Source organism: Zhihengliuella salsuginis, assembly GCF_014651715.1.
Taxonomy (GTDB): Bacteria; Actinomycetota; Actinomycetes; order Actinomycetales; family Micrococcaceae; genus Zhihengliuella; species Zhihengliuella salsuginis.
Map to the genome: position 1 here is coordinate 21846 of NZ_BMXK01000017.1, position 11901 is coordinate 33746.

Sequence of the window (11901 nt, forward strand, 5' to 3'; positions counted from 1 at the left end):
AAGAGCGGCCCGCGACTCGATGTCGCGGACCGCTCCGGTGTTGCAGCCTCTGGGGCCGGCGTTCAGGCCACGGCCGCCTCGACCGCGGCGACCAGGCCGTCGATGTCCTCCTCGGTGGTGTCCCACGAGCACATCCAGCGGACCTCCCCCGTGGCCGGGTCCCAGTCGTAGAAGCGGAAGGACTCGCGCACGCGGTCCGCCGCCCCGTCCGGCAGGATCGCGAAGACGCCGTTGGCCTGTGTCTGCTGCGTGAGCCGCACGCCCCCGATCGTCTCGACGCCGGCGCGCAGGCGCTGCGCCATCGCGTTGGCGTGCGCCGCCGAGCGCAGCCACAGGTCGCCCTCGTAGAGCGCGATCAGCTGCGCCGAGAGGAAGCGCATCTTCGAGGCCAGTTGCATGTTCATCTTGCGCAGGTACTTCAGCCCGGAGTCGTCGTCCCCGAGCCAGACCACGGCCTCGCCGAGCAGCAGCCCGTTCTTGGTCCCGCCGAGGCTCACGACGTCGACGCCGGCGTCCGTCGTGAACGCGCGCAGCGGCACGCCCAGGTGGGCCGCCGCGTTGGAGAGCCGCGCCCCGTCCAGGTGCAGGCGCATGCCGCGTGCGTGCACGTGGTCGGCGATGGCGCGCACCTCCTCCGGCGTGTAGCACGTGCCGAGCTCGGTGGTCTGCGTGATGGAGACGGCGAGCGGCTGGGCGCGGTGCTCGTCGCCCCACCCCCACGCCTCACGGTCGATGAGCTCGGGGGTCAGCTTGCCGTCCGGCGTCGGGACGGTCAGCAGCTTGATGCCGCCGACCCGCTCCGGGGCGCCGTTCTCGTCCACGTTGATGTGCGCCGTCTCGGCGCAGACGACGGCGCCCCAGCGCGGCAGCAGCGACTGCAGCGAGAGGACGTTCGCGCCGGTGCCGTTGAACACGGGGAACGCGGTGGCGCCCGCGCCGAAGTGCCCGGCGACGACCTCCTGCAGCCGTGCTGTGTATGGGTCCTCGCCGTAGGCGGTGACGTGCCCGGCGTTGGCCGCCGCCACGGCCGCGACGACTTCCGGGTGGGCGCCGGCGTAGTTGTCGGAGGCGAAACCGCGCGCGGCGGCGATCACTTCGGTGCTTGTGGCGGTCATGCGAAGACCCCCGTCTCGGTATCGGATCCCGCGGCGAGGCGCAGGTGGCGGCCGTTGATCTCGGCGGCGTCGAGTGCAAACAACTGCACGGCAGCCTCGCCGAGGACCTCGACGTCGGTGAAGCCGGGGAACTTCCGGTCCGGCCGGTCAGCCCGCATCGCGGCGTCGACCAGCGCCTTGACCACCAGTACGACGGCGGCGGCGCGGCCGCCGTCGTACCCCTGCGCGATCGCGCGGGTCCAGGTCTCGGCGGCGGCCTTGACGGCCGCGTAGTTGGCCCCGCCCGCGGTGGGCGCGGATGCGGACTCGGCGGAGACGATCGCGACGCGGCCGGCGTCGGAGGCGGCGACGTCGTCGTTGAACGCGCGGGTGGTGTTGCGCAGGGTGGTCATGACGCGCGAGTGCAGGAAGTCCCAGTCCTCGTCGGTCTGGTCCGCGAGCGTCTTGCCGCCGCGCCAGCCGCCGACCAGGTGGATGAGGCCGTCGGCCGGGCCGAGGTCGCGGTGCACGTCCTCCGCCAGGGCGGCCACGGCGGCCGGATCCGTCAGGTCGCACGCGTACCCCGTGACGTCCGCGTGGACCCCGGCCACCCGGGCGATCCGCCCGGCGTCGCTGCCCACGGCGGCGACGCGCATTCCCGCCCGCGCCAGCGCGGTGCAGACGGCGATTCCGGCGGCGCTGGTCGCGCCCGCGACGACCACCGCGCGGCTCATGCCGACTCCCGCGCGTCCGGCGTGGCGCCCGTGATGCCGGAGGTCGACTCGATGACGCCGCGGATCTTCTTCTCCAGCGCCTCGTAGAACATGGAGAGCGGGAACTCGTCGTCGAGGACCTGGTCGGTCAGCCCGCGCGGCGGCCCGTCGAGCGGCAGCGCGTCCGGGCCCTTGGCCCACACGGAGGCGGGGTTCGGGGTCAGCGTCTCGGAGACGAGCTCGTACGCGGCGAGCCAGTGGGCCGGCTTGGGGCGGTCGATCGAGCGCCAGTAGAGCTCCTCGATCTTCACGCCGAGTTCCACGACGACGCCGGTCACCTCGTCCCAGTCGATCGTCATCTTGCCGTCGGTCCAGTGCAGGACGTGGTGCTGGTGCATCCACGCGAACAGCAGCTGGCCGCCGAGGCCGTCGTAGTTGCGGACGCGGTTGCCGGTCACGGCGAAACGGAAGATGCGGTCGAAGATCACCGCGTACTGCACCAGCTTCGCGTGCCGGCGCGTGGCCTCGTCGCGCGACTCGTCCCGCTCGATCCGCACGGATTCGCGGAACGCGGTCAGGTCGCAGCGCAGCTCCTCGAGCGAGTACAGGAAGTACGGCATGCGCTGCTTGATCATGAACGGGTCGAACGGCAGGTCCCCGCGCATGTGGGTGCGGTCGTGGATGAGGTCCCACATGACGAACGTCTTCTCCGCCAGGTGCTGGTCCTCGGCGAGCTCCGCGGCGCCGGCGGGCAGCTCGAGCGAGGTGATCTCCGCGGCGGCCTTCAGAACCCGGCGGAAGCGGGCGGCCTCGCGGTCGGCGAAGATGCCGCCCCACGTGAAGGCCGGGGTGCTGCGCACGGCCACGCTCTCCGGGAAGAGGACCGCGGAGTTGGTGTCGTAGCCGGGAGTGAAGTCCAGGAAGCGGATCGGCACGAACAGCTTGTTCGAGTAGTCGCCCGCCTCCAGATCGGCGATGAACTCGGGCCAGATGACCTCCACCAGGACGGCTTCGACGAAGCGGTTGGTGCTGCCGTTCTGGGTGTACATCGGGAAGAGGACCAGGTGCGGCAGCCCGTCGACACGCTCGGCCTCCGGGTGGAAGGCGACGAGCGAGTCGAGGAAGTCCGGCACCTCGAACCCGCCGTCGGCCCAGCGGCGCAGGTCCTGCTGCACCAGGGCGAGGTACTCGGCGTCGTGCGGCAGGTGCCCGGCCAGCTCCTCGACCGAGGCCAGGATGGTCTCGACGTGGGCCTTCGCGCCGGCGTGGTCGCCCGGCTCCGGGATGGACCCGTCCTTGATCTGGACGTCCTGGAGCGCGGTCGCCGCGGCCTTCAGGGCCTTCCAGGCGGGCAGGTTCGGCAGGTCGTCGGCCGGGGTACGGCCGGTGGTCAGGGTGGTGTGCGTGGCGGTCAACGTCATCGTCCCCTCCAGTCGGTGCTCTCGGGCGCGCGGCCCTCGGTGGTCTGCATCACCTCAATAGTGCAGCTTATTACACTAGCGTAGCAACTTGAGCGCACTTCGGCTAGAGGTCGCGGCCGGGCTCCCGCGCCGGCTCAGCCGCTCACGTTATGCTGAATTTCGTGCCAGATACCCAGCTTTCGGTCCGCCGCATCACCGCCGACGAACACCGCGAACACCTCGGAACCCGCCCCGGCGCCAGCTTCCTGCAGCTGCCCGCCTGGGCCCGCGTGAAGCGGGAGTGGCGGCCCGAGTACGTCGGCTTCTTCGCCGCCGGCGCGCTCGTCGGATCGGCCCAGGTGCTGCACCGCCCGCTGCCCGTGCTGGGCCGCACGCTCGCCTACATCCCCGAGGGCCCGGTGGTGGACTTCTCCGTGCACACGACGGCGGACGTCACGCGCCCGCTGCTGGCCCACCTCAAGCACGGGGGCGCGTTCCTCGTCCGCATGGGCGTCCCGGGGGTGCGCGCCGAGTGGCGCGCGGCCGACGTCCGCAAGGCTCTCTCCGGCAAGAAGAAGGAGGGCGACGCCCCGGCGCCCGAGCTGATGACCGGGCTGGACGCGGTCTACGCCGACGAGCAGATGGTGTTCACGGCCGCCGAGCTGAAGGCCGCCGGATGGACGAAGCCCGAGGTCAGCGAGGACTTCTCGGCCGGGCAGCCCGAGTTCCAGGCCCGCATCCCGCTGCGGACCCTCGCGGGGGAGGCGCTCGACGTCGACGGCGTCCTCGCCGGGATGAACCAGAACGCGCGCCGCGAGACGCGCAAGGCGGCCTCCGGGCCGCTCGAGGTGCAGGTGGGCGGGGTGGGCGACGTCGAGCGCTTCCACGCCCTGTACCGGGAGACCGCCGAGCGCGACGGCTTCACCGGCCGGCCGGCGTCGTACTTCACCACCATGTACAACGAGCTGAACGCGCACGCGCCGGGCACGTGCACGCTCTACTTCGCGGTGCACGAGGGCCGCGACCTGGCGGCGGCGATCCGCGTCCAGTCCGGCGAGGGGTCCTGGTACGTCTACGGGGCGTCGTCGTCTCAGGAGCGCAAGCTCTTCGCGCCGAAGGCGCTGATCCACCGGATGATCGCGGACTCGCTTGCGGCCGGCTGCGCGTACCTGGACCACGGCGGCGTCTCGCCGACGCTCAGCCGCGACCACCACCTGGCCGGGCTGACGCTGTTCAAGACCACGCTCGGCTGCGACGTCGTGCAGACCCTCGGCGAATGGGACTACCCGCTGAACAAGCCGCTCGCGAAGGCCTTCGAGCTGTACATGAAGGCGCGCGAGAAGAAGTAGCGCCCAGCCGCCGGCTGCTGCGGGTGACTTGGAGCTTTGAGGCCGCCTGTCCTCGGTGCGCCGTCATGTGCCGTTTCCTGCCCGGGGCATGAGCTCCGGCAGCGAGAGAGCGCTCTCTTGACACTGTGATCCTGCCCACATACAGTGATGGCACATCTCAGAGAGCGCTCTCTCGCCATCGGCACGAGTCGCTCCCAAAACCTAAGGAGCGATCGTGAAAATCTCGCGACTCAAGAAGATCACTGCTCTCGCCGGCGCCGCATCCCTGGCCGTAGTGGCCTCCGGCTGCGGCGGCGCCAATGCCGAGCCGGCAGGCGCCGACAACCCCATCACCCTGACGGTCACCACCTTCGGCCAGTTCGGCTACGACGACCTCTACGCGGAGTACGAGGAGCAGAACCCCGGCGTGACCATCGAAGCGAACAACGTCGACGGCAGCGCCAACGCCCGGACGGACGCGTTCACGAAACTCGCTGCCGGATCGGGTCTGAGCGACGTCGTCGCCGTCGAGGAGGGCTGGCTCGGCTCGATCATGGAGGTGTCCGACCAGTTCGTGGACCTCAACGAGCACGGCGCGGCGGACATCAAGGACAACTGGGTGGACTGGAAGTTCGAACAGGGCACCGATCCCGAGGGCCGTGTCATCGGGTACGGCACCGACATCGGCCCGCAGGCGCTCTGCTTCAACGGAGACCTCTTCGAGGCCGCGGGGCTGCCCACCGACCGCGAGGAAGTCGCCGAGCTGTTCGGTGGAGACGACGCCACCTGGGAGACCTACTTCGATCTGGGCAGGCAGTACAACGAAGCCACCGGCAAAGCCTGGTACGACCAGTCGAGCTTCGTCTGGAACTCCATGGTCAACCAGATGGACGAGGGGTACTACACGGCCGACGGCGAGCTGAACATCGAGGGCAACGAGAAGATGCGCGCCCAGTTCGACCTCCTGGCTGCAGGAACGGCCGACGGGCTGTCGGCGAACCAGAAGCAGTTCGACTGGGGCAACGGCAAGGCGTTCGTGGACGGATCCTTCGCCGTGCACGTCTGCCCCGCCTGGATGCTCGGAACCATCCAGGAGCAGCTCGAGTCCGCCGGCGGCGGCCCCGAGACCGGCTGGGACGTCGCCGACGTCTTCCCCGGCGGCGCCTCCAACTGGGGCGGGGCTTTCCTCTCGGTGCCTGCGACGTCCGAGCGCCCGGCCGAGGCGGCTGCACTCGCGGCATGGCTGACGGCGCCGGAGCAGCAGGTCAAGCAGTCGGCCGCGGCGAACAACTTCCCGAGCACCCTGGAAGCCCAGGCGGAGATCGTCGAGACGGCGAAGCCGAATGAACTGTTCAACGACGCGCCCTACGGAGAGATCTTCGCCTCGCGTGCCGAAGGAGTGATCGCACAGTTCAAGGGCCCGGACGACTCGGTGATCCAGGAGAACGTCTTCGCGCCCGCGCTGAAGATGCTCGACAACGGGACGGGAACCGCCGACGAGGCGTGGGACGAAGCCGTCACCCTTCTCAACGACCTCGTGGTCAACAACTAGCAGCACCCCGCCGCGGGGCCTCCGGTTCGCCCGGAGGCCCCCTCATGGAGTTCGAGATTCGTCATGACCACCACCTTGGATCGCCCGGCCGCCAGCAGCGCCGCCATCACGAAACCCCGGCCCACTTTCCGCCAGCGCCTGAACGTCTTCGACGTGAAGGCCTCGCCCTACCTCTACATCGCGCCGTTCTTCATCCTGTTCGCCCTGGTGGGACTCTTCCCCCTCGGCTACACGTTCGTCGTCTCGCTGTTCGACTGGCACCTCCTCAAGGGCCAGGGCGAGTTCGTCGGCCTGCAGAACTTCCGGGAGGTGCTCCAGGACCGTTTCTTCTGGAACTCCCTGTTCAACACGATGAGCATCTTCCTGCTCTCCACCATCCCGCAGCTCGTCGTCGCGATCACCATCGCGGCCGTGCTGGATCAGAACCTGCGGGCCAGGACGTTCTGGCGCATGAGCATCCTGCTGCCCTACATCGTCACCCCGGTCGCCGTGGCCATGATCTTCGCGAACATGTTCGGCGAGCAGTACGGGCTCATCAACAACATCCTGGGCGCCGTCGGGATCGACCCGGTTCTCTGGATGAACGAGACGCTGCCCAGCCATATCGCCATCGCCACGATGGTGAACTGGCGCTGGACCGGGTACAACGCTCTGATCCTGCTCGCGGCGATGCAGGCCGTGCCCCGCGACGTCTACGAGGCCGCAGCGATCGACGGCGCGCGCCCGCTGCGACGCTTCTTCAGCATCACCCTGCCGAGCATCAGGCCGACGATGATCTTCGTGGTCATCACCGCCACCATCGGCGGCCTGCAGATCTTCACCGAACCGAAGCTCTTCGACCCGAGGACGGCCGGCGGCACAGCCCGGCAGTTCCAGACCACCGTGCTGTACCTCTGGGAGATGGCCTTCCAGCGCCAGAACTTCGGCAAGGCGGCGACGATCGCCTGGCTGCTGTTCATCATCATTATTCTGTTCGGCATCCTGAACTGGCTCATCTCCCGGCGCATCGCCACCTCCGGCGACTCCCGCAACGGGGGCGGGCCGGCACGGAGACGACGGCGCAAGCGCTCCGCGACTCCCGCCGTCGTCCTGCCCGCCGTGGGCCCGCAGCCCCCGGCACCCGCAGCCGACCAGCCACCGGAGCCACCCGTCGAAACGGCGGGAAGACCAGCAGGGACCACCCCGAGGAGGGGGACATGACCGCCATCGACACCAGGCCGCAACAGGCCCGCACGCCGGGCGCCCGCGGCCGCACGTTCAAACGCGGCATGCTGGGGAACGGGCGCCGGCCTGGATTCCTGACCTACGGGCTGCTGTGCGCCTTCTTCCTGGCCTCGGCCTACCCGCTCTGGTGGTCGGCGGTCATCGGCAGCCGCTCCAACGAGGCCCTCGGCCTGACCTGGCCTCCGCTCCTGCCTGGCGGCAACTTCTGGACGAACGTCGGCGAGGTGTTCGACACCATCCCGTTCTGGCTGGCGCTGGGCAACAGCGTGCTGATCTCGGGCATCATCACCGTCTCGGTGGTCACCTTCTCGACCCTGGCCGGCTACTCGTTCGCCAAGCTCCGCTTCAAGGGGCGGAACGGGCTGATGGTCGCCGTGATCGCCACCATGGCCATCCCCACGCAGCTCGGCGTCATCCCGCTCTTCATGCTGATGCGCACGCTCGGGTGGACGGGCGAGATCGGAGCCGTGGTGATCCCCACCCTCGTCACGGCGTTCGGTGTCTTCTTCATGCGCCAGTACCTCGTGGACGTCATCCCCGACGAGCTCATCGAAGCGGCCCGGGTGGACGGGGCGTCGATGATCTCCACCTTCTGGCACGTCGCGCTTCCCGCGGCCCGGCCGGCCATGGCGATCCTCGGCCTGTTCACGTTCATGACCGCGTGGACGGACTTCCTGTGGCCGCTGCTGGTGCTCGACGCGACCAACCCCACCCTGCAGACGGCGCTCAGCCAGCTGCAGGCGGCCCGCTACGTGGACTACTCGATCGTCCTCGCCGGCGCCGTCATGGCCACCCTCCCCCTGCTGGCGCTCTTCATCGTCGCCGGCCGTCAACTTATTTCCGGAATCATGCAAGGAGCAGTGAAGGGCTAATGCCACTCGACGCAACATCCCAACCAGTGAACGCGCCCGCCGCCAGGTCGTGGCCCGAGGGCTTCCTCTGGGGCTCGGCCACCGCGGCGGCGCAGGTCGAAGGCGCCAGCCACGAGGGCGGCAAGGAGGACTCCGTCTGGGATGCCTTCGCCCGGGTCCCCGGCGCCATCGCCAACGGCGAGACCCTGAAGGACGCCGTGCAGCACTACCGGCGCATGCCGGAGGACGTCGCCATCATGAAGGAGCTCGGGCTGGGCTCCTACCGGTTCTCCACCAGCTGGGCGCGCGTGCGCCCGGGCGACCGCGGGCCGAACGCCGAAGGCTTCGACTTCTACTCGCGCCTCGTGGACGAACTGCTCGAGGCCGGAATCCTGCCGTGGCTGACCCTCTACCACTGGGACCTGCCCCAGGCCCTCGAGGAGAAGGGCGGGTGGGCTGACCGCGACACCGCCTACCGCTTCGTCGAGTACGCCGCCGACGTGTACTCGGCGCTCGGGGACCGAGTGCAGCACTGGACCACGTTCAACGAGCCGTTCTGCTCCTCGCTCCTCGGCTACGCGGCCGGCGTGCACGCTCCGGGCCGCCAGGATCCCAGTGCCGCCGTCGCCGCGATCCACCACCAGCATCTTGCGCACGGTATGGCCGTCAACGAACTGCGCGGCCGCGGCGCGCAGCAGCTGGGGATCACCCTCAACCTCAGCAACTCCATCCCGCGAGATCCCTCCGACCCGGTGGACGTCGACGCCGCGCGCCGCTTCGACTCGCTGCAGAACCGGATCTTCCTGGACCCGATCCTCCGCGGCGCGTACCCGGAGGACACGCTGGCCGACCTCGAGCAGTTCGGCATCCGCGATGTCATCCAGCCCGGCGACCTGGAGATCATCGGCGCCCCGCTCGAGTTCCTGGGCGTCAACCACTACCACGACGACCTCATCAGCGGGCACCCGGACAACGAGGGCGGGGACGGCCATTCCGGCGGAGCAACGCGCCCGACGTCGTCGTGCTGGATCGGGTCCGAGGACCTCGCCTTCCCGAGCCGCGGCCTGCCGCGGACCGCGATGGACTGGGAGGTCAACCCGGACGGCCTGCGCAAGCTCCTGGTGCGCCTGGGCGGGGAGTACCCGTCGCTGCCGCCGCTGTACGTCACGGAGAACGGCGCGGCGTACGACGACGTCGTCAGCAGCGACGGTGCGGTGCACGACGTCGAGCGCACCGCGTACATCCTCGATCACATCGCCGCCGTCGGCGAGGCCATCGACCAGGGCGCGGATGTGCGGGGGTACTTCGTCTGGTCGCTGCTCGACAATTTCGAGTGGTCGTGGGGCTACGGGAAGCGTTTCGGCATCGTGCGGGTGGACTACGAGTCGTTCGAGCGCACGGTGAAGGACAGCGGGCTGGCGTACGCACGGGTGATCGCCGCGGCCGCGCCCGCACCCAGCCCGTGACGTAGGCTTGAGCCATGTTTTCGAGGCTCCGGGGATGACGATGACGCAGGACGCGGACGGGCCCCGGCCGGCTCCCACCCTGGAGATGGTGGCAGCCTTGGCCGGGGTCTCGCGGGCGACTGTGTCCCGCGTCGTCAACGGTTCCCCGAAAGTCGATTCCGAGCTGGCGCAGGCGGTGAGGAAGGCGATCCAGGCGCTCGACTACACGCCCAACCGGGCCGCGCGCTCCCTGGCCAAGCGCCGGGCCAACGCGGTCACGTTGATCGTCCCGGAAGCGACGTCGAAGGTCTTCGCGGACCCGTTCTTCGCCACGATCGTGCAGGGCATCGCCCTGCACCTCGCTGATACCGACTACACGCTCAACATGGTGATCTCCTCTGAATCGAAGCCGGAGAAGACGCGCAGCTTCCTGCTCGGCGGCAATGTGGACGGCGTGCTGGTGGTCTCCCACCACAGCGGGGACCACTCGTGGACGCACCTCTCGGGATCGCTGCCCATGGTGTTCGCCGGCCGGCCCTTCGTGGGCGGCAACGAGAGCTACTTCGTCGAAGTCGACAACGAAGAGGCGGCCTGCAACGCCACCCGGCGGCTCGTCTCCAGCGGTCGCCAGCACCTGGCGACGATCGCCGGTCCGCAGGACATGCCTCCCGGTATCGACCGGTTGGCCGGCTGGCGGACAGCAGTGCGTGAGGCCGGACTGCCGGACGGGCTGGTCGAGTTCGGGGACTTCACCCTGGCGTCCGGCGCGCAGGCCATGCAGCGCCTTCTGGACCGGAATGTTCCGATCGATGCCGTCTTCGCGGCCAACGACCAGATGGCGGCCGGCGCCTACACGGCGATCCAGGGTCGGGGTCTGCGGATTCCCCAGGACATCGCCGTCGTCGGCTTCGACGACGATTCCTTCGCAACCTCCGTGACACCGCCGTTGACGACCGTGCACCACCCGATCACCGAGCTGGGCAAGAAGATGGCTGAAACCCTCGTCAATCTCATCGAGGGCAGGCCGGCCGAACGCGTCACGAGGCTGCCCACCACGCTGGTGGTCCGCGACTCCACGTAGCGCCGGCCGCTCTGCTCCCACATCACACCGCTACCGGGCCGTGTGTTCTGATGTCGCGCGCCCACCGCATCCCCGACCCTTCCTTGGAGAGGACCGCAGAATGCTTCCAGCCCCCGTCAGTACCCAGGACCCCGCGACGGCCACGGGGCGCCCGCTGAGGTGGGGCGTCGTCGCCACGGGAACGATCGCCGCGCGCGTCGTAGCGGACCTTGCACTGCTCGACGACGCGATCCTCCAGGCCGTGAGCTCCCGTACCGAGGCGTCCGCGCGGGCCTTCGCCCGGCGTTTCGGATTCGCGGAGGTGTACTCCGACGCGGAGGACCGGCCCGGGTATGAGCGGCTCTTCGACGATCCCGCCGTCGACGTCGTCTATATTGCTACGCCGCACGCACAGCATCACGCCGTGGCGATGGCCGCCCTGACGGCGGGCAAGCACGTTCTGTGCGAGAAGCCTTTGGCAATGAACGCGCGGCAGGCCGGTGAGCTCGCAGATCTGGCGCGGGATCGGGGGCTGTTCCTGATGGAGGCGGTCTGGACGCGTTTCCTGCCGAGCTTCTGCCGCGCGGCCGAGATCCTGCGCTCCGGGGAGATCGGATCGGCTCAGTGGTTGCAGGCCGATCTGGGGTTCGTTGCACCCGATGACCCTGCCTCGAGGATTCAGGATCCCGCTGCCGGTGGAGGCGCCCTCCTCGATCTCGCGGTGTACCCCTTGACCTGGGCGCTGGGCGTCTTCGGCGAGCCCAGCGACATCGTGGCCAGGGGCGCCCTCACGCCGGAAGGCATCGATCGGCAGAACGCCCTCACGCTGACCTACGCGAGCGGAGCCTGCGCGCAGCTGCTCACCTCGATCGGCGCCGACTCTCCGGGCGAGGCCACCATTGCCGGTACCGAGGGATGGCTGCGCTCCGCGGGCCCCTTGTTCAACCCGCGCGAGCTCGTGATTCAAGCCAAGGGCGGCCCGGCGCGGACGGAGCGCTTCGAGGTGCCCGGCAACGGCTTCGGCTACGAGCTGCGAGAGGTGACCCGGTGCCTGCAATCGGGGCTGACCGACAGCCCGTACATGCCGCCGGCCGAGTCCGTTCGGATGATGGAACTGCTCGATGAGGCGCGGCGGCAGATGGGGATTCGATACGCCAGCGACGCCGACTAGGAGACTGCTGAACTAATCGCAGGGTTTAAGGCGCGTCTGCTGGACTTTGCTGCTGGGACATTA

The 11901-nt window shown here is 69.3% G+C and carries 10 protein-coding genes; 7 read left to right on the forward strand and 3 right to left on the reverse strand.

Features of this window, described 5'->3' with window-relative positions:
• Nucleotides 1-62 precede the first annotated feature (62 nt).
• Genes IE069_RS14865 through IE069_RS14875 form a run of 3 tightly spaced genes read right to left on the reverse strand, consistent with a single transcriptional unit; the run spans nt 63 to nt 3228 of the window.
• Entirely contained in the window at nt 63-1115 is a 1053-nt protein-coding gene (locus IE069_RS14865; protein WP_189351461.1) for a threonine aldolase family protein, read from the reverse strand.
• Complete coding sequence (locus IE069_RS14870) at nt 1112-1828, reverse strand: SDR family NAD(P)-dependent oxidoreductase (protein ID WP_189351462.1); 717 nt, start codon at nt 1826-1828, stop codon at nt 1112-1114. The genes IE069_RS14865 and IE069_RS14870 overlap by 4 nt, the downstream gene beginning before the upstream one ends.
• Nucleotides 1825-3228, reverse strand: a complete 1404-nt coding sequence (locus tag IE069_RS14875; RefSeq protein WP_189351463.1) for a DUF6421 family protein — start codon at nt 3226-3228, stop codon at nt 1825-1827. Before IE069_RS14875 ends, IE069_RS14870 begins: the two co-directional genes overlap by 4 nt.
• 161 nt (nt 3229-3389) lie before the next feature.
• Between IE069_RS14875 and IE069_RS14880 the strand changes: the two genes are divergently transcribed.
• From IE069_RS14880 to IE069_RS14910, 7 genes are all read left to right on the forward strand, one after another.
• Nucleotides 3390-4556, forward strand: coding sequence for a lipid II:glycine glycyltransferase FemX (locus IE069_RS14880; RefSeq protein WP_229791198.1), 1167 nt, complete (start codon nt 3390-3392; stop codon nt 4554-4556).
• Between the two features lie 214 nt (nt 4557-4770).
• A complete protein-coding gene (locus IE069_RS14885) occupies nt 4771-6087 on the forward strand; it encodes an ABC transporter substrate-binding protein (RefSeq protein ID WP_189351465.1) in 1317 nt (438 codons plus the stop codon).
• Between the two features lie 63 nt (nt 6088-6150).
• Complete coding sequence (locus IE069_RS14890) at nt 6151-7287, forward strand: carbohydrate ABC transporter permease (protein ID WP_189351466.1); 1137 nt, start codon at nt 6151-6153, stop codon at nt 7285-7287.
• Nucleotides 7284-8183 (forward strand): carbohydrate ABC transporter permease, encoded by a 900-nt coding sequence (locus tag IE069_RS14895; RefSeq protein WP_189351467.1) that lies wholly within the window; start codon nt 7284-7286, stop codon nt 8181-8183. Before IE069_RS14890 ends, IE069_RS14895 begins: the two co-directional genes overlap by 4 nt.
• A complete protein-coding gene (locus IE069_RS14900; RefSeq protein ID WP_189351468.1) occupies nt 8183-9628 on the forward strand; it encodes a GH1 family beta-glucosidase in 1446 nt (481 codons plus the stop codon). Before IE069_RS14895 ends, IE069_RS14900 begins: the two co-directional genes overlap by 1 nt.
• Before the next feature lie 40 nt (nt 9629-9668).
• Entirely contained in the window at nt 9669-10688 is a 1020-nt protein-coding gene (locus tag IE069_RS14905) for a LacI family DNA-binding transcriptional regulator (RefSeq protein WP_189351473.1), read from the forward strand.
• A 100-nt stretch (nt 10689-10788) separates the two neighbouring features.
• Complete coding sequence (locus IE069_RS14910) at nt 10789-11838, forward strand: Gfo/Idh/MocA family protein (protein ID WP_189351469.1); 1050 nt, start codon at nt 10789-10791, stop codon at nt 11836-11838.
• The last annotated feature ends 63 nt before the right edge of the window (nt 11839-11901 follow it).